Annotated in this window: 23 protein-coding genes; 11 read left to right on the forward strand and 12 right to left on the reverse strand. The window is 44.4% G+C overall.

The window, feature by feature from the left end:
- Positions 1-6: 6 nt before the first annotated feature.
- The 4 genes from ACF8OV_RS22285 to pcp all read right to left on the reverse strand — a co-directional run bounded on the left by ACF8OV_RS22285 (position 7) and on the right by pcp (position 3,617).
- Positions 7-1,299 carry a DEAD/DEAH box helicase gene (locus ACF8OV_RS22285; protein ID WP_005482719.1) on the reverse strand — a complete coding sequence of 431 codons (1,293 nt, stop codon included), beginning with the start codon at positions 1,297-1,299 and terminating at the stop codon, positions 7-9.
- Positions 1,300-1,483: 184 nt separating this feature from the next.
- Positions 1,484-2,470, reverse strand: coding sequence for a GTP-binding protein (locus tag ACF8OV_RS22290; protein ID WP_053300616.1), 987 nt, complete (start codon positions 2,468-2,470; stop codon positions 1,484-1,486).
- A 63-nt stretch (positions 2,471-2,533) separates the two neighbouring features.
- Complete coding sequence (locus ACF8OV_RS22295; RefSeq protein ID WP_005462091.1) at positions 2,534-2,797, reverse strand: hypothetical protein; 264 nt, start codon at positions 2,795-2,797, stop codon at positions 2,534-2,536.
- 181 nt (positions 2,798-2,978) lie between these two features.
- Positions 2,979-3,617: a pyroglutamyl-peptidase I gene (pcp, locus tag ACF8OV_RS22300; protein WP_203504135.1), complete on the reverse strand. Its 639-nt coding sequence runs from the start codon at positions 3,615-3,617 to the stop codon at positions 2,979-2,981.
- Between the two features lie 241 nt (positions 3,618-3,858).
- Here pcp and ACF8OV_RS22305 point away from each other — a divergent pair, with 241 nt between their 5' ends.
- The 3 genes from ACF8OV_RS22305 to ACF8OV_RS22315 all read left to right on the forward strand — a co-directional run bounded on the left by ACF8OV_RS22305 (position 3,859) and on the right by ACF8OV_RS22315 (position 6,455).
- On the forward strand, positions 3,859-4,107 hold the full coding sequence (locus tag ACF8OV_RS22305; RefSeq protein WP_025588695.1) for a hypothetical protein: 249 nt from the start codon (positions 3,859-3,861) through the stop codon (positions 4,105-4,107).
- A 480-nt stretch (positions 4,108-4,587) separates the two neighbouring features.
- Positions 4,588-5,811, forward strand: a complete 1,224-nt coding sequence (trpB, locus tag ACF8OV_RS22310) for a tryptophan synthase subunit beta (protein ID WP_114868123.1) — start codon at positions 4,588-4,590, stop codon at positions 5,809-5,811.
- Positions 5,812-6,041: 230 nt separating this feature from the next.
- Entirely contained in the window at positions 6,042-6,455 is a 414-nt protein-coding gene (locus tag ACF8OV_RS22315; protein WP_005462112.1) for a VF530 family DNA-binding protein, read from the forward strand.
- Positions 6,456-6,603: 148 nt separating this feature from the next.
- Here ACF8OV_RS22315 and ACF8OV_RS22320 read toward each other — a convergent pair whose 3' ends face one another.
- Both ACF8OV_RS22320 and ACF8OV_RS22325 read right to left on the reverse strand, forming a co-directional pair.
- Positions 6,604-7,854, reverse strand: coding sequence for a DEAD/DEAH box helicase (locus ACF8OV_RS22320; protein WP_005462089.1), 1,251 nt, complete (start codon positions 7,852-7,854; stop codon positions 6,604-6,606).
- Positions 7,855-8,123: 269 nt separating this feature from the next.
- Positions 8,124-8,339 carry a DUF3820 family protein gene (locus tag ACF8OV_RS22325; protein ID WP_005375557.1) on the reverse strand — a complete coding sequence of 72 codons (216 nt, stop codon included), beginning with the start codon at positions 8,337-8,339 and terminating at the stop codon, positions 8,124-8,126.
- 173 nt (positions 8,340-8,512) lie between these two features.
- Between ACF8OV_RS22325 and ACF8OV_RS22330 the strand changes: the two genes are divergently transcribed.
- Positions 8,513-8,821, forward strand: a complete 309-nt coding sequence (locus ACF8OV_RS22330) for a cysteine-rich CWC family protein (protein ID WP_079853489.1) — start codon at positions 8,513-8,515, stop codon at positions 8,819-8,821.
- A gap of 41 nt (positions 8,822-8,862) precedes the next feature.
- Here ACF8OV_RS22330 and ACF8OV_RS22335 read toward each other — a convergent pair whose 3' ends face one another.
- The gene (locus ACF8OV_RS22335) at positions 8,863-9,207 is read right to left on the reverse strand and encodes a HopJ type III effector protein (protein WP_025501187.1); all 345 of its coding nucleotides are present in this window, start codon (positions 9,205-9,207) and stop codon (positions 8,863-8,865) included.
- A gap of 211 nt (positions 9,208-9,418) precedes the next feature.
- Between ACF8OV_RS22335 and ACF8OV_RS22340 the strand changes: the two genes are divergently transcribed.
- On the forward strand, positions 9,419-11,188 hold the full coding sequence (locus ACF8OV_RS22340; protein WP_203504136.1) for a choice-of-anchor I family protein: 1,770 nt from the start codon (positions 9,419-9,421) through the stop codon (positions 11,186-11,188).
- A gap of 176 nt (positions 11,189-11,364) precedes the next feature.
- Here ACF8OV_RS22340 and ACF8OV_RS22345 read toward each other — a convergent pair whose 3' ends face one another.
- The gene (locus tag ACF8OV_RS22345) at positions 11,365-11,703 is read right to left on the reverse strand and encodes a 4a-hydroxytetrahydrobiopterin dehydratase (protein WP_005482617.1); all 339 of its coding nucleotides are present in this window, start codon (positions 11,701-11,703) and stop codon (positions 11,365-11,367) included.
- Positions 11,693-12,487: a phenylalanine 4-monooxygenase gene (phhA, locus tag ACF8OV_RS22350; RefSeq protein ID WP_025637317.1), complete on the reverse strand. Its 795-nt coding sequence runs from the start codon at positions 12,485-12,487 to the stop codon at positions 11,693-11,695. The genes ACF8OV_RS22345 and phhA overlap by 11 nt, the downstream gene beginning before the upstream one ends.
- A gap of 221 nt (positions 12,488-12,708) precedes the next feature.
- Here phhA and ACF8OV_RS22355 point away from each other — a divergent pair, with 221 nt between their 5' ends.
- On the forward strand, positions 12,709-14,679 hold the full coding sequence (locus tag ACF8OV_RS22355) for an acetoacetate--CoA ligase (protein ID WP_203504137.1): 1,971 nt from the start codon (positions 12,709-12,711) through the stop codon (positions 14,677-14,679).
- A gap of 57 nt (positions 14,680-14,736) precedes the next feature.
- Here ACF8OV_RS22355 and ACF8OV_RS22360 read toward each other — a convergent pair whose 3' ends face one another.
- Complete coding sequence (locus tag ACF8OV_RS22360) at positions 14,737-15,312, reverse strand: class I SAM-dependent methyltransferase (RefSeq protein WP_015313043.1); 576 nt, start codon at positions 15,310-15,312, stop codon at positions 14,737-14,739.
- A gap of 225 nt (positions 15,313-15,537) precedes the next feature.
- Between ACF8OV_RS22360 and ACF8OV_RS22365 the strand changes: the two genes are divergently transcribed.
- Together ACF8OV_RS22365 and ACF8OV_RS22370 are read left to right on the forward strand one after the other, a co-directional pair.
- Positions 15,538-16,416 (forward strand): LysR family transcriptional regulator, encoded by an 879-nt coding sequence (locus tag ACF8OV_RS22365; protein WP_005461877.1) that lies wholly within the window; start codon positions 15,538-15,540, stop codon positions 16,414-16,416.
- A 175-nt stretch (positions 16,417-16,591) separates the two neighbouring features.
- Positions 16,592-17,488: a cation diffusion facilitator family transporter gene (locus ACF8OV_RS22370; protein ID WP_005462012.1), complete on the forward strand. Its 897-nt coding sequence runs from the start codon at positions 16,592-16,594 to the stop codon at positions 17,486-17,488.
- A gap of 106 nt (positions 17,489-17,594) precedes the next feature.
- Here ACF8OV_RS22370 and ACF8OV_RS22375 read toward each other — a convergent pair whose 3' ends face one another.
- Entirely contained in the window at positions 17,595-17,888 is a 294-nt protein-coding gene (locus ACF8OV_RS22375; protein ID WP_050551424.1) for a hypothetical protein, read from the reverse strand.
- 1,088 nt (positions 17,889-18,976) lie between these two features.
- On the opposite strand from ACF8OV_RS22375, the gene ACF8OV_RS22380 reads away from it, so the two are divergent.
- Positions 18,977-19,543, forward strand: coding sequence for a hypothetical protein (locus ACF8OV_RS22380; protein ID WP_203504138.1), 567 nt, complete (start codon positions 18,977-18,979; stop codon positions 19,541-19,543).
- A gap of 189 nt (positions 19,544-19,732) precedes the next feature.
- On the opposite strand, the gene yddG is transcribed toward ACF8OV_RS22380, so the two are convergent.
- Entirely contained in the window at positions 19,733-20,635 is a 903-nt protein-coding gene (gene yddG / locus ACF8OV_RS22385) for an aromatic amino acid DMT transporter YddG (protein ID WP_062888760.1), read from the reverse strand.
- Between the two features lie 120 nt (positions 20,636-20,755).
- Between yddG and ACF8OV_RS22390 the strand changes: the two genes are divergently transcribed.
- Together ACF8OV_RS22390 and elbB are read left to right on the forward strand one after the other, a co-directional pair.
- Positions 20,756-20,911, forward strand: a complete 156-nt coding sequence (locus ACF8OV_RS22390; RefSeq protein ID WP_203504139.1) for a hypothetical protein — start codon at positions 20,756-20,758, stop codon at positions 20,909-20,911.
- Positions 20,912-20,923: 12 nt separating this feature from the next.
- Positions 20,924-21,574 (forward strand): isoprenoid biosynthesis glyoxalase ElbB, encoded by a 651-nt coding sequence (elbB, locus tag ACF8OV_RS22395; protein WP_005482741.1) that lies wholly within the window; start codon positions 20,924-20,926, stop codon positions 21,572-21,574.
- Positions 21,575-21,682 lie beyond the last annotated feature (108 nt).

Raw genomic sequence — 21,682 nt, forward strand, 5'->3', positions numbered from 1 at the left:
CAGTGTTTAGTTCGTGCCACGACGCGCTTTCAAACGCTTCACCATTGCAAGACGACGCTCTGCTGAGCCTTGGTCTGTCGCAGACTGGTTAGGGTTATTACGACGACCTTGACGGTTCTTAAACGCCGGTTTCGAGTTCAATTTCTCGATGTAAGATTCACGCTGTTTTGGCTCATAACCCGCAAGTTCGATACGACGAATGCGTTGCTGGATGAGGTTTTCTACTTGAACAACCGTTAGCTCTTCATCTCGGTTTACGAACGAAACCGCATGACCTTGCTTACCCGCGCGACCAGTACGGCCGATTCGGTGAACGTAATCTTCAGCAAGGAAAGGCATATCGTAGTTCACTACGTGAGGTAGATCTTCAATATCCAAACCACGCGCCGCCACGTCCGTTGCTACCATGACGCGAACTTTGCCCGTTTTGAACTCTTCTAGCGCACGACGACGAGCACTCTGAGCACGGTCACCGTGACAAACTACTGCTTTGATGCCGTCAAGTTTCAGCTCTTTCACCACATCATTTGCGGTTTCTTTGTAGTTTACAAACACCAAAACTTGTTGCCAGTTTTTGCGACCGATCAGTTCAGAAAGCAGTTCTGTTTTACGTTCTTGATCGACTGGGTAAAGTACGTGAGCAACAGTGTGCGCGGTAGTATTTGCACGCTCTACTTCGATGCGTTTTGGTTTACGCAAAATGTCTTTCGCTAACAGATTTAGCTGGCTTGAAGTCGTTGCCGAGAACATCATGATTTGCGGATCAGTATCTACGTCCAACATGATCTTACGAACAGCGTGAATAAAGCCCATATCCAGAATACGGTCAGCTTCATCAAAAACAAGGAACTCAAGGTTCGCAACAGAAACGTTGCCTTGTTCGATGTGCTCTTCCAAGCGGCCTGGCGTTGCAACCAGAATATCGACGCCGTTTTCTAAAGCAGAAACTTGTGAAGACATTTTACGACCACCAAATACAGCCACAACCGATAGGTCTGTGTACTTAGTGTACGCTTTAATGTTGTCAGCAATCTGTTCTGCCAGTTCACGCGTTGGTGCCAGGATAAGTGCACGAGCGGTTTTACGAGAAGCAGTACGACCGCTGTCTAGCAGCTGTTGAATCATAGGCAATGAAAACGCTGCAGTTTTACCAGTACCTGTTTGTGCTGTAGCGAAAATATCATGGCCTTTACGAGCCATTGGAATCGCCTTCTGTTGAATTGGCGTTAACTTTTCATAACCGCATTCTGCCAGTGCTTTAACCACTTCTGGCGCAAAACCTTGAGATGAAAATGACATTGAGCGTATTCCTTAAACAAACCACTTAAAATAGCTTTAAAAATTTAGCCGTGCACTATACCCGAATTTGAGTGATTTATCTCACTTTTCTCACTGAAACTCGATAAAAGAAAAAACGGTGACCCCTGCCATGCAGTCGATTCACCGTTTCATTCCAACATTTGCGCGAAGAATGCCGAATGCCCTATCCTTCAACACCCGCAAGTTGCAGTAATATTTGCTCTAGTTCATCCCAAGGGAGAAGCTGAGAATCAATCACTTCAAGTCGTGATTCAAACCCTTCTAAGCTGATTTCGTTGACCGATACCACGCGATTTGCCACGTTAAATGCGTAACACCCTTGATTGGTGTTGACTACCGCTTTCACACGTTCGGCGGTTAGGTCAGACAACATCGAGAACAGCTTATCAAAATCGAACTTGTATTCAGCGCCAAATAGCCAGCCACAACTGAAATAGCCTTGCCCTTTGTTCTCTTTACGGATGAATGCTTCACCCGGCGGTAACTGAAACTGAGGCTCTTGGTGTGCATGCTCATGGTGATGCATTTCGATATGAGAAGAAGCACTGCCGTGTACGCGTTCAATATCCAGAACTTCAATCGGCAGCTCGCCGTTGTGAATCAACTTACTGAACACTTTAGCTGGCGTTTGATCGGTAACCCAATCGTTGAACACATCAATATCATGGCTTGAACAAAGATCGACTTTGCTGCCAATCACCACATCGGCACTGTCTAGCTGATCAACAAAGTTTTGATTAGACGTGTATTTTTCATCGCTCAAGTTACGAGGGTCGACCAACGCGATGGTCGCCTTTAAATCAACGTATGGCAGATATTGCTCTGATGTCAGCGTCGCAATCACTTGTTTTGGATGACCAAGGCCTGTTGGTTCAATCAACAAACGATCTGGCTTTTGGCGCAATAATGCCGTAATACCAACAGACATAGGAACGCCTGCGGTACAGCACATGCAACCGCCCGGCACTTCTTTAATCAACGCACCTTGGTCGGTCATTAATGCACCATCGATGCCAATCTCACCAAACTCATTGACCAACACCGCCCAATTTTCACTTTCAGGTTTGTTCTTTAAAAGATTTAAAATCGTGGTCGTTTTACCGACACCCAAAAATCCGGTCAGTATGTTGGTAGGTACTCGATTTGACATGTTTTTCTCCGACACAGTCGTGCATTAGTGCTGGGGCAAAGTATACGGAGAATGTGACTTGCTTCAACGCTTTTTATCACGCTCGCTTATGTCTTGATTTAATGTGTGACGGTTTGAGTTTTGAGAATAGTCAGAATGACTTACCGCCTCTGCACGTTTCACATTCGACAGGTACATACTGGTGTGAATGACACAGGTAAAGAATGCGATAATCGCGACTAAGATAGGAAGGATTCCGAGCGTGTTTTCGAATTTAAGCGCAGCGATAGCCAAAGCGAAAACAACGACAGAGATAAGTGCAATAGCCTTACTTTTGTTGCTTTTCATGATAACTCGCCTTTTTTGAGAGTAAGCCCCTGACACCTCCTGTGACAAGGGCACCGAACGAAAGTCATACACCTTCAATCCGACACTCTAATGCTACTCCTTTCGAAGCAAGCAAAATTTGAGCAAGTTAACATTTGGCAGAACATACGCTTAGTAACTTATTAGTTATTTCAGTAGCTTACTAACAAATTTGTCCACCACTCACCCCAACATCGCTTTCGTGATCAATGACAACTTGTGCCACCAACTTTAGGCCAGCCACGATCATATCGAGGCTCATTGACGGGTGATTGCCATCCGTCGCTTGCTCAGGCAACAACGGAATATGCACAAATCCATGCCGAATCGATTTGTCCCTCAGATAATGCTGCACACCATAAAACAGGTGGTTGCACACAAAAGTCCCCGCGCTATTAGAAACCTGACAAGGGATGCCACTCTCATGCAAAGTTTGAGCAATACGCTTGATTGGCAAAGACGAAAAATACGCATCCGGGCCTTGTTCGATGATGGGCTCATCGATTGGCTGATTGCCACCGTTGTCTGGAATTCGGAAGTCATCCACATTAATTGCAACGCGTTCGGGCGTTATTGCCGCTCTACCCGCGGCCTGACCAACGGTAATAACACAATCTGGTTGATGCGCTTCAATCGCATCAATCACAGCACTGATGGACTCAAAACGCGTCACAGGCACCTGACAAGTAACAATAATGCCTCCGTCAAGACTTGTTTCTTCTAGCCTTTTCACAGCCTCCAACGCCGGATTTATTGCATCACCACCAAACGGTTCAAAACCGGTAATCAAAACCTTTTTCATCGCAACCTTCAAAGAGAAATTGTTTCGCCGATTATTGCATCGCCTCTTTCACTCTCCAACCATAAAGTCAGCTTGCAACCAAGCCACATTGTTTTGTGTGAATCCACTCTAACCTGTGCCCCCCAACAATAAGTGAATCAGCGCAAAACCGACCATAACTCAGCGGGAACTTGGTTTCTGTGCCTAACTTATGTAGAGTACGCGACCACAAAATATCGGCAGTTCAAAGAGATCGAATACCATGAACATTGATAACCACGTCATTGAAAGTCTTGAAGAGTTAGAAGCTTTTCTGCATTTAGTCGAGAGCGGTGCATTAGGTTTGGAAGGGGTAACTGGCGTTGCACTAGCGACAACAAACACTGACGGCCGTCCTTTTGTTGCAGTTTTAGGCGACAAACACCAACTTTTGTTGGGCCGTTGGGTCTCACAACACGTTTACGACAACGGTAAAGACATCGTTAGAAACGGCTCAGGACGTAAACACTGATTTCTGCGCATCCACGTGTGCTAAAAAGAGATAAGCTTGCTGTTATTTAGCAAGCTTTTTTTATAACTAAAACCCTCTAAATAACTTTAATCCCAAAAACAAGAAAGCTCCGTAACCCATTGTTCAAAAATAAAAAATAAGCTTTTGAGTTAATTCAAGAGTTGTGACATTTCGCTGACATAACATGGCTTGAAATCCCTAACATCTGCCAACGGAAGCGAATCTAACTTTCGTTTTCAGACACCATCGCAGAGTACACTTCCTTGTACTCTGTTTGTCCCGAAAGACCCTTGTGACAGCCTAGAGTCTTTCGGGACCTTTTTTGTTCCTCTTACTCACATTTTCCTCCAGACAAGATCAATCTCGTACTATTTAACTAGTTCATGATAGCAGCATCACGATTTAAGCAACTGATCACACAACCTATTTGTGAATTTGGGTATAAAAGTATCAATACTCTCATTTACTAGGACGTAACTAATGAAAAATTCTTTCGACCACAACATGCCCAACAATGAAGGATATTTTGGCGAATATGGTGGCAGCTTTGTTCCGCCAGAGCTTGAGCAAATCATGCGAGACATTAACGCCGCTTACGAAGAATGTTGCCAAGATCCAGAGTTCAAAGACGAGTTAGCTCGCCTTTATAAACACTTTGTCGGTCGACCTAGCCCTATTTTTCATGCAGCGAATCTATCTAAGAAATACGGTGCCGACATTTATCTAAAGCGAGAAGACTTGAACCATACTGGCGCTCACAAAATTAACCATTGTTTAGGTGAAGCCATCCTTGCGAAGAAAATGGGCAAAAAGAAACTGATTGCGGAAACTGGTGCAGGCCAGCATGGCGTGGCATTGGCGACTGCTGCCGCTTTGGTTGGCTTAAAATGTGACATTTACATGGGCGAAGTCGATATCGCCAAAGAGCATCCGAACGTTGTCCGTATGAGGATCCTTGGTGCTAACGTGATTCCTGCCACGCACGGACGTAAAACGCTGAAAGAAGCCGTTGATGCTGCCTTTGAAGCGTACCTCAAAGATCCAGAAACTCAGCTTTATGCCATTGGTTCCGTGGTTGGCCCTCACCCATTCCCTAAAATGGTTCGCGATTTCCAATCCATCATCGGGAACGAAGCGCGAGTTCAGTTCAAAGAAATGACGGGCAAATTGCCGAACAATCTTGTCGCGTGTGTGGGTGGCGGCTCAAATGCCATGGGGTTGTTTAGCGCATTTTTAGAAGATGAAAACGTCGCGATCCACGGCGTCGAGCCTGCTGGACGATCTTTGGACAAAGTGGGTGAACACGCAGCCACCCTAACGCTTGGCGAGCCAGGCATCATGCACGGGTTTAAGTCTTACATGCTTAAAGATGAGCAAGGCGAACCACAAGAGGTACACTCCGTCGCCAGTGGCTTGGATTACCCATCGGTAGGCCCACAGCACAGTTATTTAAAAGACATCGGACGCGTGAACTATGGGTCAATCAACGATGACGAGGCGATAGACGCCTTCTTTGAGTTGTCTCGTGAAGAAGGGATTATTCCTGCTATCGAATCTTCCCACGCAGTCGCATACGCAATCAAACTGGCACAACAAGGTGAATCAGGTTCGATTCTTGTCAACCTTTCAGGTCGAGGCGACAAAGACATCGATTTCGTGGTTGAAAACTACGGAGCAAAATACGGCATTGAGTCGCTTATCTAACTGGCAACCACTGAGCTGAGTTACGTTTAATCGCAATGCGCAGACAAAAGCAAAGCCACCTAAAACAAGGTGGCTTTGTAGTTTTCTCTCAATTTACCTTTGCTTTAGTGGCTTAACTACGCTGCCTAGGCCTTCTGGCGTTTCTATTCAAACCATCGCCGCCTAACTATAGATATCTCTGTAATGTATACTTTGCTAAACTCCGCCCTTTGATGAGTAAGGCCCCTAAAATGATGACTGACGAAGAAAGAATCGAACTGCAACAAAACAACCCACTGCATGGGTTAAAGCTAGAGACTATGTTGCAAGAGTTGGTAGATTTTTATGGCTGGGACATTCTAGATACAGCCATGCGTTTTAATTGCTTTAATACCAAGCCTTCGATTGCAAGTAGCGTGAAGTATTTAAAGAAAACTGAATGGGCGAGAGAAAAATTAGAAAACTTTTATCTTTATCGCTTTAAGCGCATGCCACGCGCGAGTGAAGAAGAATACAATTTGCCACCAAGAGCCCGTACTTTCCCTCACGGTCTTGAGCCTAAAGAGCCAATGCCGCTAACCGTTGATTCTATTCTCAATTCACAAGCGAAAGCAGCATCCTCATTTAAAAAACGCTCATCTCGTGGCCGTCCGACACGTCGCTAGTATATTTCCTTGGAAAACAATAGAGCCCTACTGACAGATCCAGTAAGGCTCTATTGTTCTTTAAAAGGATTAAGGGCAGCGAGTGGCCAACTGGTTCATCTCCGCCCAAGAAACTCTCGTAATTCGACTAACTTGTAGATTACGTCTTCTACTGATTACGCTTTTTCTTCTTTTTACCCGTTCCTGCTGGCTTTGCACGCGGCTTCATCGGTAAAAAGTAGGCTTCACTTTGGTCATCTTCCACTTCAAAGCCTTCTACCTGCTCGCGTTCAAGCTGGAACTTATTTTTCTTTTCTATCACTTTAAAGTGGTGGTAGTCATCGTAATCGATAAGAGATAGACCTAGACCCACTTCCCCTGCACGGCCACTGCGTCCGATGCGATGCATATAATCGGCAGGACTACGCGGAAGATCGAAGTTAATCACCACTGGCAATTTTTCAATATCGAGACCGCGCGCTGCGATATCGGTAGCAATCAGTACTTGAATCTCACCAGACTTAAAGCCATCAAGAACGCGAGTACGAGCGCCTTGCCCTTTATCGCCATGAAAAACTTCGGCAGTGATGCCGCGTTTTGACAGTTTCTGAGCTAGGTGGTTACAGGCATTCTTAGCGTTCACAAAAATTAAAGTCTGGCGCCATTGATGCTGTTTGATTAGATGTGCGAGTACCGCCGTCTTTTCACCTTTATTGACACTAAACACGCGCTGCACCAAAGTGCTGGCTTCTGCACTCTGTAACTGAACTTCAACGGGATCGTTAAGTAAGTGCTGAGCCAACGCTGTGACTTTCTCAGGGAAAGTAGCAGAAAATAGCAGTGTCTGTTTCTTCTCTGGCAGTAAGGCAAGAATCTTATTGAGCTCTTCGGTAAATCCTAAACTCAACATACGGTCGGCTTCATCGAGCACGAGCGTTTTTACTTGGTCTAACTTAATCGCATTACTCGATACCAGATCAAGTAGTCGTCCCGGCGTTGCAACAATGATGTCACAGCCGCCACGTAGCGCCAGCATTTGCGGGTTCACGGATACGCCACCAAATACGGCAACCGTTTTGATCTTATCTCTAAGATGGTATGAGTAAGATTTAACGTTGTAAGCCACCTGCGACGCCAGCTCACGAGTAGGAACCAAAATCAGATGAGAAACGAAGTTACCACGACGATCATTTGATTCACCTTGCTGAAGAATTTTCTGCAGAATTGGCAGCGAGAAAGCGGCGGTTTTACCTGAGCCCGTATTGGCTCCGCCTATCATATCCCTGCCATCAAGCACATGAGGGATAGCATGAGATTGAATAGGTGTTGGTTGGTTATATTCTAACGCTTCTAGTCGCTCGACTAAGGTTGGAATCAGGCCAAGATCGGCAAATGTCGCTTGCTGTGTTTTGTCTGTCATTACGATGAGAGGCTCAGTACTGGGTAAAGGCCGAGTATCTTATGCTATTTAGCACGAGGATGTTAGCGATAATGCGCGAAACAGAGGTGGTTTGGAGCAGCGCTATAAAGGTCAGGAATGCTCTTTGCCTAATATTCGTGAATCCCCTCATGATAAACAACCATTTATGGGGCCAGTGGTAATTCACTTTAAAGAAAAAAGAGTCAGGCAGTCTGACTCTTTAGAAGTAAAACACACTGTGTCGTGGGAAATAGGGTTACAGAGGCAGGTTACATCCTTTTCAAAGGTTTCACGACGCTGTCTAGCCCTTCAATTTTTAACGCTAAACACAGCTTTAATAGGTCACCTAACTCGCCGCTCGGCCAGCCTTTTTTATCAAACCACAGCAAATATTCCTCAGGTAAATCAATAAGTACTCTGCCTGCATATTTGCCAAATGGCATTTGCATTCTTGCCAGTTTAATCAGGTTTTCTTTTTCTAACATAAATGAAGCGCGGTTAAGACATCTCACGCAAGAGTACCACCAGCGGTGCTCCCTCACCAGTTAAAGGACCAAATAAGGCAAGAAACTCAACGATCGTTAGGGCGGTTTATTTTGACGGCTTTGAGTTGCTTTGTGCTAGAGTACGCGACATTAAAAATTAGAACGAGAATGCAATGAAGTCACCGTGTAGAGCAGCCTGTAAAAATAACGCTGGAATTTGTTCTGGCTGTCACCGAACTATGGATGAAATCATCCAGTGGAAAGACAAAACCGAACTCCAACGTGAAACCATTATCGACCAAATCACCGGCGAAGATTCCACCCACAGCTGTCCTGAATGCGATTCGCAAGCTCACTGCGATATTGCAGCAGGAAAAGAAACGTGTTGGTGTTTTGGCATTGAGCCTCGTGACTTGCCTAAGCCGGAGCCCGATCAACTTTGTTTATGCCGCAAGTGTTTAGAAAAAAAGCCAGTCGCATAATACGACTGGCTTCTTCATGTAACGCGATTCTAAAATGATAACTATTTCGCGGTAAGCGCAGAAGTCTCAAATTGAATGCCTTCCCACCCCGTCACCATGAAATTGCGGATATTTTGGTGATCGTTGTTTTCTGGGTGAAGCAGTACGTCCTCGCGGTAGAAACGACCAAAACACGCCAACGTCGCTTCTTTATCGAGAGTGTTCAATAAGCCGAATGCAAAAATTTTGCACGAACCGTTGTTTTCATTCGCGCCATTTTGCGTATTGCCATTCGTAAATGCAGCGGGCGTAAAATAGTAATTGTCTTCAATCACTGCCATCGTCGTTTCAAATTCAATCTTTTCAGGTGATGATGCCAGCACATCAAGAAATTGTTGTAGTTCCATTTTCATTCCAAATCCTAATGCCATCGCAATCTCGCCAATGACACATTTGTTTCATAAAAAGCCCATATAAGATTCATAAATCATACATATATTCAGAGCCTTACCAAATCACACGTCAATCAATGTTCTATTATCGTCCACTGCAGTGAATGAATAGATATCTGAAAATCATGCATTGAGCGACAGTATATCGGATTGATAAGGAGATATCATGACCACCCCAATTAAGGCAATAGGTGCAATGGCGTTATCGACGCTCGCCATCGCATGTTCATCGCAACAGAACGATGTTATCGCATCTTTCAGTGCACAATGTAAGCCGATCAGTTCACCCGCTGTTGGGGAAACCTCAATCCAAGGTTTGACGTTTGTTGGGTCATCTATCGCCGATGCGCCGTTTGATACTTCTGCCGCAGAAATCGTGAACTATGATGCGTGCACGGACAAACTCTACGTGGTCAATGCTCAAGCCAAACGTGTGGATGTGTTGTCGCTCAACGAAAGCAGTGCGCCTTCACAAACCGATTTTATTGACCTAACCGATGTGGGCACTTCCGCAGGTATTGAAATCGGCGCGGCCAACAGTGTTGCTGTATTTAATGGTTTAGTCGCCGTCGCGATTGAAAACAATAATAAGCAGGAAGATGGCTTGATCGCGCTGTATCGCTCGGATGATCTTTCTCTAATCACCACTTTCAAAACCGGTGCGCTGCCAGATATGGTTGGTTTTTCTAAAGATGGTCGTTACATTGCCACCGCAAACGAAGGCGAACCGAACTCCGATTACAGTATCGATCCCGAAGGTAGCGTGACGTTGGTCGATTTGAGCAAAGGTATTAACAATGCTGACGTTACGCAAATTGGCTTTGGCGAATTTGATGGAGTGCGCTCAGATGAATTGCCAAAAGCGGTGCGTATTTCCGGCCCTAATGCCTCAATTGCTCAAGACCTTGAACCGGAATACCTGACGTTTGCCGACAACGGTAAAATTTATGTCGCCTTGCAGGAAAATAACGCAATGGCGATTATTGATCCGCAAAACCACTCGGTAGAAAAAATTGTCGATTTAGGGGAAAAGTCTTGGTCGAATTCAAAGCTGGACGCCTCAAATAAAGATAAGATCATCGGCAATTTGAAAAGCTATCCGCAGCTGGTTGGCTTGTACATGCCCGACACGCTAGACAGTTACTCTGTCAATGGCAAAACCTACATTGTTTCGGCCAATGAAGGGGATGGTCGCGAATATGGTTTTAAAACCACTCAAGCTGAATGTGATCAAGCAGGATTCATGTGGGACGAGGATGACTATCAAGGTACGCCAGATTACACCAATGTCAAAGGCACCTGTTTGAGCCATATCGACGAAGTCCGTGGCAAAAAACTCAAAGTTACGACCGACCACCCTCTTGCTGAAGCTCTAAAAAACAACAAACAGCTAGCTAGACTCAAAGTTATCAAACCAAACCACACATTAAACGCAGAAGAAAACGTTCAAGCATTTGGCGCGCGTTCATTCTCAATTTGGAATGAAAATGGTGAGCTAGTTTTTGATAGTGGGGACGACTTCGCAACGGTTGCCCTCTTGAACGAAGGCAAATACTTCAACAGCACAAACGACAGCAACAGTAGCGGTGATGACAGAAGTGATGATAAAGGCATCGAGCCAGAAGCCATCGAAGTAGCGAAAATCAATGGGCGATACTACGCATTTATCGGTTTAGAGCGCCAAGGCGGTATTGTGGTTTACGACATCACCGAACCAAAACAAGCGCAGTTCTTGCATTATGTAAACCACCGCGATTACACCCAACCAGTATGTACGTTGGTAGAAGACGGTGAGTGTGCAAATGACACTTACAATCCTAAAGCGGGCGATCTAGCGCCCGAGTCAATTAACTACTTTACTCGTAACGGACAACATTTTATTGCCGTTGGCAACGAGGTATCAGGCACAACCTCAGTTTTTCGTATCGAACTCTAAAAACAGTAGTATCTCAAAGTGTCTACAACTGTGGCGCTAAAACCGCGGCCATAAAACAGAAGTGCTAAAGCTAAATAGGAAACGCCCGAATATCAGTTCGGGCGTTTTTTATTCATGGTTAAGTGTGTTAATGCTTTTCAGAGCATGAATAGCAAACAACGGCTGCCCATTCGTGTTTATTCGCTCAACACCAACGCGTCACACTTAGACGCACAGATGAAATCGTTCTTATGCAAACCTTTAATGGAATGGCTCCACCAAGTCACGGTGACTTTGCCCCACTCAAGCAAAATTGACGGGTGATGAAATTCTTCTTCTGCCAATTCCGCAATCTTATTGCTGAACGCCCACGCTTGTTTAAAGTTCTTAAACTTATAGACCTTCTCAAGTTGCGGAATGTCGTCCCTTTCAATGAGATGCCAATCGGACAGCTGCAGCAATAGAGATTGCTGTTCTTCTTTCGTCAGGGCAATGGCATCAAAGCTACAAGCTTCGCATTTTTGTTCATTCAGCATGAGCAGGTTCCTTAGGTTCAAAAAGTGGTGGAAGCAATCCAGCATCTATCGCTAGATCCGCTTGTTTCAATAAATTCAGTTGGCTAATTTGGAAAAGCTGGGAGAAATCATCAATCACATAGTATTTAGGCTGCATGATATCGATGCGATATGGTGTTCTTAATACCGTTTGTAGGTCAAAGGACTCACGAATTGCACTTTCGCTTTCCAATGCGTAGATGGTTTCTCCTGGGGAAGAGAGTATGCCGCCGCCATAGATTTTGGTTTTCGTGCCTTCTTTCACTAAACCAAATTCTACGGTAAACCAGTAAAGACGAGCCAAGTAAGCTCTCTGTTTTGGTGTTGCCGCTTGTCCGAGCTGACCATAATGTTCCGTAAACGCAGCAAATTCTGGATGCGTGAGCATGGCACAATGGCCGAAAATTTCGTGGAAAAAATCCGGCTCTTGTAAATAATCGAACTCTTCTCGGGTTCTTAGGAAAGTCGCGACTGGAAAACGTTTGTTACCCAACAAATTAAAAAATCGGTCGAAATCGATCAGAGCAGGCACAGGCTCGACCTGCCATCCTGTTGTTTCCATTAAGACTCGATTGATTTCCGGCAACTGAGGCACACGATCCTGAGGTAAGTTCAGCAGTTCCAAACCACGTAGATAAGCATCACACGCACGCTCTTTGATCACGCTCATTTGTCTCGTGACAAGGTCACGCCAAATGGCATCTTCTTCGTGGCTCCATTCTACCCTTCCATCCTGGCTAACGGGTTTTGAACGATATTGAGTCATGACTCATCTCCATTAACAAATCCTTTACATCAAGCCTATCTGGAGTCTTAAGAGCTTCCAATCCCTGATCGATTTTCTCAATCAAAGTTTGATGTAACATATTGTTTACATCAAACCGTAACATCATGATTTATAAAACAACAAGCTTTGAAGCAGGAGTTTGACTTTATTGGCATTCCCCCTCAGACTGAAACTGTTATCACTTTGTTACAGAGGGACCTATGCGCGAGAGCAACAAAGTATGGCAACCGAGCGAAAGTCGTATCGCAGAAGCCAATATTACTCAGTTTATCGAACATATTAATCGACAAGGTTTTGACCTAAAAAACTACGCAGACCTGCACCAATGGTCTTTGGATCATAACAAGCAGTTTTGGCAAGAGGTCTGGCTGTTTTGCGATGTAATAGGTAATGCAGGTGAGACGGTAAAAAGCCAAGCCGAGAGCAAATGGCAACAACCAGTACTCAATCGCGATTTGTGTTGGTTTCCTGACGCTCATATTAACTACGCAGAAAACTTATTGAGTTTTGCTTATCAAAAACCACATGAGCTCGCCATCTGGTTTGAAAATGAGCGCGACGAACGACAGACCTATACGTGGCAACAGCTGTGTGATGAAGTCTCGAGTGTTCAACAGTGGCTTAGGGATTGTGGCATCAAACAAGGCGATGTTGTTGCTGGTTACTTACCGCACCTTCCTCAAACCGTCATCGCGATGTTGGCAACCACCAGCTTAGGTGCGACATGGACGTCTACCTCGCCAGATTTTGGCGTAGAAAGTGTGCTGGAACGTTTTGGACAGGTAAAACCAAAAATTTTGTTCACTTGTGATGGCTACACATTCAATGGCAAAACTTTCGACATGGCGGAGAAAAACCAACATATATCCGATCATCTCGATGGCCTCAAACAAGTATGCCAAATCAGCTATCTCAAGCCTCACATCTTTGAATGTGATGTTTGTACCCAAGATTGGCAAAACGTGCTTAATCAATACTCACCTGAGCCCCTCACCTACACTCGCGTTAACTTCAATGACCCACTCTTTGTGTTGTATTCATCCGGTACGACAGGTAAACCCAAATGCATCGTGCACTCGGTCGGAGGCACCATTCTGAATCACGTCAAAGAGCATCAACTGCACTGCGATATTCAACCGAACGATCGAGTTTTTTACTACACGACCTGTGGTTGGATGATGTGGAATTGGCACGTTTCCGCCCTTGCAAGCGGAGCGTGCTTAGTCATTTTTGACGGTAGCCCTGTTTATCCTTCTCACAAGGTGCTGTGGAACCTTGCTCAAAATGCTGACGTGACCTTGTTTGGTACGTCGGCTAAATATCTGGAAGCGCTTGAAAAAGCGCAATTCTCACCGAAAAGAGCCGATGCTTTCCCCGCACTCAAAACGATTTGCTCAACTGGCTCTGTACTTTATCCTGAGCAATTCAATTACGTTTACGAGCACCTAAAGGAAGACGTACATTTAGCGTCCATTGCTGGGGGCACAGATATTTGCGGATGCTTTGTATTAGGCAATCCGATATCACCAGTCTATCGAGGCGAGTGTCAATCCGCAGGCTTAGGCGTTGATGTGCAAGTGTTTAATCCACAAGGCCACAGTGTCGTAGGTGAACGAGGTGAGTTGGTTTGCACCAATTCACTGCCGAATTTTCCTTCTGGGTTCTGGCGTGATTCAGGCGAGCGTTACCATCGCGCCTACTGGGATAAGTTCGATAATGTTTGGCATCATGGCGACGATGTAGAAAAAAGTGAGGTTGGCGGTTTTGTTTTTTATGGCCGCAGTGACACCACTCTTAATCCAGGCGGAGTCAGAATTGGTACCGCAGAAATTTACCAACAGGTGAATGCTATTGATGGCATTGTTGACTCCATCGCAGTTGGGAAAGAAGTGGATCGAAATGAACAGATCTGGCTTTTTGTTCAATTAGAAAGCCAAGATGAGTTGGATGATGAGTTAATCGGTAGCATTAAAGCGCAGCTGAAATCGGCCTGTTCACCACGCCATGTGCCGAGTGCCATTTTCGCCATCAGCGATATTCCGAAAACGCGATCAGGCAAACTGGTAGAACTTGCCGTCAAGCAGGTTGTCAATGGTCGACAAGTTGAAAACTTAGGCGCAATTGCCAATCCAGAGATACTTCAAGAGATTCAAACCGCGATATCAGCTTAGATTCCACCCACAAAAAAGCGAGCACCTTGGCTCGCTTTTTTTAATCTTTTTGGTAAATTAACGGCGACCAACGCCCATTAATACCGACATGGTTTGTCCATCAGAGGTGATATCGAACACTTTTTTCGCTTCAACATCGACAAAACCAGCGTTGCTCAATGCATTCTCGGAGCGGCTTAAGGTGAAACCGTCTTGCTCGGATTCTGCAACCCAATCAAAATGAACGAAGTAACCACCTTCATTTAGCAACGAATGAGCAATGTCTAACGATGATTCCACATCATCGACAAAAGCAAGGACAGAAGACGCAACCACAAGATCAAATTGTCCGCGGAAAGCAGGATGTTGCGCCACTAAACCTCGTGATAATGCATCTACGACTGGCTCAACGTTGAGTAACTCTTTCTTGTCGAGCTCTTCAATCATGGCTTCAGACGCATCTAACGCCACAATATCCTTAACAATGGGTGACAACAATTGGCTTAATTGTCCGGTGCCGCATCCAAAATCTAAAACTTTAATGCCATCAAGCTGAGTTAGCTGTTGTAACTGTGCAAACACCGACTGCGCAAATTGCTCTGTTGCTGGGTTCGATTCCCAGTTCTTTGCTAAGCCGTCCCAATCTTGTGCCATCGTGGCCTCCATGTTCACTTCTTATAGCCCACATATCACTATGTGACGTCAAAATGCAGTTGGCGCATTTTGAAATTAATAGGCTATAGGGTACCGCAAAACCGCTAAAAGACCATAGACTTATCTGGCGAATTACTATTTTTTTCGATAATCTTTCACAGCTTTGGGAGCACATCTCTATCGTGCCCTACTTTATTGCAAATTCTTAATTGGTTGTGTCAAATCATGAACTTAACTCAGGTAGAAGCTTTCTGCACTATCGCAGAGTGTGGCTCAGTCTCCGAAGCTGCGCGGCAGTTAGACTGTAACCGCACCAAACTCAGCATGTCGATCAAGGCATTAGAAAAAGAGCTCGATGTTGAGTTGTTCACAAGAACAGGAAACCAACTGACGCTTTCGGAAGCGGGAAAAGCAATTTACAAAGATTGCGAGTATTTGTTGGTCACAGCTCAACGAATCAGAAAAACATGCGCGCAAATATCCGAAGGCTTCAACGCCGAAGTCTGGGTGGCGCGTGATGACTCACTGCCAGACGATTTGTGGCAAGAACTGTCTCACCGACTCAACAATCGATTCCCTTCTACAACGTTTAACCTCATCTTGGCCTCTAGTGGTGACTTGGCTAACTTAGTCAGTACTCATCAAGTCGATTTTGCATTCGGTGTCGACTATGAACGCATCGATGACCCGCACATTGTTTACAAACCGCTGGGGAAAATCCGAATGATGTCGGTGTGTAGCGTTGATCATCGCTTAAGTAAGATGCGTCGCGTATCCGATGAAGATCTACGCAGCCAAATGCAGGCTTTGATGGTTTACCTCAACGAGAAAGACAACCCAGGCTTACAGCCGTTCTCAACTCGATACATTGGCTTCTCAAGTTTCGATTACATGCTCAACACCATTTTGGAAGAAGACGCATGGGGTGTATTGCCAGAGCCGCTCATTCGCCACTACTTGCGCCAACAAAAACTTGCCGTCATCAAACACACTTACGGTTTGACTCAAGAAGACTACTGTATGTTTGCCCCAAACGGTCAGATTGAACACCCAGCAATGACTTGGTTAGCAGATAAGTTAAGCGAATATTTATTTGACTTCTAAATAAAAGGCAGTGACCGTCAATATATTTGACACCACAAAATCACACTAAACCATTGTATTTAAAGAAAAATAATAAAACGGTCGCTTTCTCGTTTAATTTCCACTCAGTTTGTAGTTGCCTAAAATGCCTCAGAAGAGAAGAATAGTAAGGTATTAAAACCAAAAGGCATCTTTTATGTGTGACAGGACAAGCAAAAACGAAAACCGTATTCTAACCATTTCAGCCCTTTTAGCTTCTGGGTTTGCAGCTGGTGGTATGGTACTTGGCTTGCTTGTTGGGTCGATTGTCATCGTTTTTGACGGTGTTTACTCGCTAGTCAGTTTACTGTTAACTTTATTGTCACTGGCGGCATCTTCCTACATCAGCAAGCCATCAAAATCTGTATTTCCATTTGGTAAAGCGGTACTCGAACCTATCGTTATTGCGATTAAAGCGGCCGTGATTCTTGTTGTTGTGTGTTTTTCGCTTTACTCAGCGATCTCTGCATTGATGACGGGTGGTCGTGAGGTTGATACCTCAATTGCAACTATCTTTGGTCTCGTGAACGTTATCGGTTGTGGTTACGCTTGGTGGTTTATGGCGAAAAAAAGTCGTCGTTTCTCATCAGGTCTGATCGATGCGGAGAAAAAACAATGGCAAATGGATACGCTATTAAGCGTGGCAGTTACTGTTGGTTTTATCGCTGCATGGCTAGTATCTCTTACCCCATTCGCGCATTACGCAGTCTACGCGGACCCAATGATGATGCTACTTATGGGCTTCTACTTCCTAAAAGTACCATTTGATATGTTGTGTGGCGCATTACGTGAGTTACTAATGATGACACCAAGCAAAGAGCTTTGTCAGGTTGTTGGTAACGACGTTTTAGAAATTGAAAAAGTATCTGACCATCAGCTAAAACTGGCTGGTATAACGAAGGTTGGTCAAGAGCTTCGCGTGAACATTGATCTACACGTTGATGATGACATGATTGAACTCGACACTCTTGAACAAACTCGAAAACAGCTAACCACGCGTCTGTCGAAGCACAGATTCAAACTGCAACTGAACTTAAACGTAGCGAATTGTTAGAACACGAAACAAAAGTCAGGTATTTCTATCATAAAGCACGTAAATTGAGTGTTCAGTCTTTACGAAAATGAAAAAACCGCCAGTAACGGCGGTTTTTCTTTGTGGTTCAAGCTAGATCTTTGAAGTCTACTCGGCCAATTGAGCGGTTTACGTACTGGAAAATGCTCATTGGAGCAGATGTTTTGTCTAGGTGGCTCGGAATGTTAGCTGCTCGATAGCTAACATCGTCCTTAAAGCCATACTTTTCCACCAATTCGTTGTCTATAAGCCGATGAATGAGAGCAATAGCCACATGTATACTGAGCCCTGTTCTCTGCGAAATATCATCTGCATTGAGCCCAAAGTGCTTACCCTCATATATACGACCTCGTACCAGTTCGTGATATAGATTCATAGCCATGCTTTTCAAAGTCTTTCTATTTAATAAACCAAGCATACATAACCTTTTCTTAGCTACGTCAAAATGTCACATATTCAGTTTTCTTCTCAACCCTCAAATCAAGCTTGTCTCGGGCGCTCGGGATTACTCCAAATTTTTAGTAAACATCCAATACAGCCTTGATGGTTGAAAACGCAATGACAGTGCAAAACGACAAAACCGCCTTTTGGGGCGGTTTTAAAAAGTGTTGGTTAAGCCAGTCCTTTAAAATCAACTCGGCCAATTGCACGTTTTACATAATCGGTAATAACGCTTGGCGGAGAGGTGTCATCTAGATAAATTGGCACGTTCACCGCTCGGTAACAAACGACATCAACAAGCTCATACTCCTCCACCAATCCTGTCGCTATAAGTCTATGAATCAGATTGAGGGTCGAGAATAGATTAAGCCCTGTTGTTTTGCATAAGTCTTCTGCATTTAGCCCGAAACGGTTGCCTTCATATAGCCTGCCAAATACCAGTTCTTTGTATAGATTAAAGGCTCTTTTTTTAAAGCTTTTCGTTTAAAGAAGCCAAACATATCTACTCCTTTTGTTGTTAAGTCAAAACTTTAAGGGATGGCGATTATCAATGCGACTTAATATGCAAACTTTGACATATGTCACTTTTTTAATTTGCACATAATAGAAAAATTTGGTCGTGTGGAGAACGCAGTTTATTTGCATTTTTACTCGACATTAAAATTCCAAACTTCTGGAATAATGGTAATAAAAATGTGCAATAGATCACTGTTTTAGATAGGAAAAACGTGAAAAATCCTGCGCTGTCAGTTGGCCGTTATCGGAATACTCACCCATCCGATTAACGCTAACCATAATAAGAAATTGACTCCCAATATCTGTAAGTAATACTGGCTCTGTAAACATTTTAAAAAAAGTTTAAAAGGGGTGAGTATGAAGATTGCGGGAGTCAACACTCCGCCAACACAGCCCGATGAATTAATTAAAGTATCTGAGGGAGGTCACTTTGTTACACCTCATCAAATTAAGTGTTCGCGTCACGTTTATTAAACGACGTTGTGCTACTAGCGAGTGAAAAGGAACAGAACAATGATCATAAACTACGCCCTGACAACTGCTCCTTATTCAAATGATATTGAATCATGTATCAACGTAATGACAGCGAGTATGTTTGCTCTTGTCAACCAAGGAGAAGAGACCGAAGTCGCTACGTGTGACTTTTACATCGTAGATTTATCCAGAGCCTCGAGTACTATCAGCTGTCATAAATTATTGAACATTAATGCCAGCATTGCCCACTTTATCCAAATTCTTGATGATGATTACTTGCTAAAAGAAAGCATCGCAAAACGTAACGAAACAATGCGTTGGGGAATCTGTCCAGAACCAGATCGTCTCATTGTGATTCACGAACTAAAGGTAAAGAAAGAGCATCGAGGAAATAAGTATTCCAAAGCCTTAATTGAGGACTTTATTGAACGCTTTACATCGATTTACGACATCATTGGTCTAAAGTCGCTTCCTTTAGAAGATCGCTCAGAGGAAAGCGTAGAAGCGCTTAAAAGCTATTACTCAAAGATAGGCTTTAAGGACGTTGGTATTGATGATTTGATGCTCTGGCCAGCGTTAGAGGAACCAAACTGGAACGAAGCTTAAGTTAGACATCGCATCTCATGATGCGACTTACCTTCCCACACCTATCTCAGCTTGGTGACTGATGCTTACTCTAAGAAAATGATTGGTGACCTGTCGATAACACGATGACGGCTCAAGCAGGCCTTCATCAACACCGACAAGAACCGAAGAAGCCACAAACCAGTCATTAATCACTCAGATAATGAGGGTTTAACCAGCAGCTTCTCGCTTCTCTTTTGTTACCAACCAACACAAGAGTGACCCAACCGTCACCATAATAACGCCTTGCCAGAAACTATTGCTCAACGTCACACCAAGGATAAGCGACGAAAACAGCGCAGAGAAAATCGGCGTGAAGTAAGACAAAGTCGCCAAAAAGACCATGTTCCCGCCAACAATGGCGATGTTCCATAAGCCATAACCACCCGCCATCAACGCTGCCGATGCAAACAGATACCCAAGAGCTGACCATGAGAACGTCATTGTAGGCTCATCCGCAAATGCGTACTTCACCCAAAGCGAAACCGCAGTTGCGATAAAAAACAACGTGATCGCATTGTGCTTCGATTGCTGTCGCTGTGTGAGATTACAATAAACCGCCCAAATCACCGCGCCAGTGAACGCCATGAAGTACACCAGCGGATTGCTGCTTACGTTCGAGATGATTTGCGTCGGGGATAAACCGTTATCGCCGCTCACCGTCCAAGCCACACCAATAAACGCGAGGGTTACTGCTGGATACAACAGCCAATTTGGCTTTTTGTTGCTACCCAACACGGCAAACAACACCGTCAGTGCGGGCCATAAATAGTTGACGATAGATACCTCAATCGCTTGAGCTCGCGAATTCGAATACCCAAGAGCAAGCGCAAGAAAGATTTCATAGCAAACAAACATTGCGCCGCCAACTATCAGATACTTCGGAGAAAAGTAAGATAACTTTGGGATGCCCACCACAATCAATAAAAAGATTGAACTTAGCGAATACAACATCGCCGCCCCACCTACTGGCCCTAAACTTTCGGTTACGAGCCTTGCAATACCCAGCAAGCAACTCCAAGAGAGGATGGCAATGCAGCCATAAAGTGTGAAGCGAAATTGCACGGATTTCATGTGACCTACTACTCATGAATGCCAAAGGAAACTTCAGCTTAACTCAAAAATGATCCGCTTCAACGTACTGTTTTATAAATTTCAGTATAAAAATGATTCTGTTATGCGTTTGGAGTCGATATGAAACACTTTCTACCATCGAGCGTCATGCTGACACCTTTTGTGGTCCGCTACTATGATGAAGAAGAAGACGATCAAGAAATCGTCGAAATTAAGGCAAATGCTCAATCTCAATCCCCAAATACAAAAGAGCAACAAACGGAAATATCAGACTAAAGGAATCTTAAAATGAAAAAAGTCGCAGTTATTTTGAGTGGCTCAGGTGTTTATGATGGTTCAGAGTTACATGAAGCAGTGCTAGCCCTGCACGCCATCGAAAAAGCTGGTGCTACTTGGCATTGCTTCGCTCCAAACATTGATCAATTACACGTCATCAATCATCTTACTGGCGAAGAAATGGATGAGCCACGCAACGTGCTCGTTGAAGCGGCACGCATAGCGCGTGGAAACATTGAGGATGTGGCTAGACTGAACGTTGAAGACTTTGATGCGCTATTGTTACCAGGTGGCTTTGGTGCAGCAAAAAATCTGACTGACTTTGCCGTTTCTGGTGCGGAATGCTCGATTAATACACACGTTGCACAAGCTTGCCGTGCGTTCGCAAATGCTAACAAGCCTGCCGGTTACCTCTGCATTGCCCCTGTCATTATTCCTATGATTTACGAACATGGCGTAAAAGGCACAATAGGTAATGATGACGCAACCGCAGCCGCGTTTCACCAAATGGGTGGAGAGCACGTTGAATGTAACGTAGATGAGTATGTGTTTGACGAGAAACACAATGTGCTTTCTACGCCAGCTTACATGTTAGCGCAGAATATCTCGCAAGCAGCTTCAGGAATCGATAAATTGGTATCAAAATTGGTCGAAATCGCCTAATTACTGATAGATAACTTAAAACTCAATTTTAAATCCCCATTGATAGATCGAATATCAATGGGGATTTTTTATACTTTAGTCTAATTGAGATATAAATCATCATCAGAT

Source organism: Vibrio sp. GLN_1, assembly GCF_043106015.1.
In the GTDB taxonomy this organism is placed as follows: domain Bacteria; phylum Pseudomonadota; class Gammaproteobacteria; order Enterobacterales; family Vibrionaceae; genus Vibrio; species Vibrio parahaemolyticus.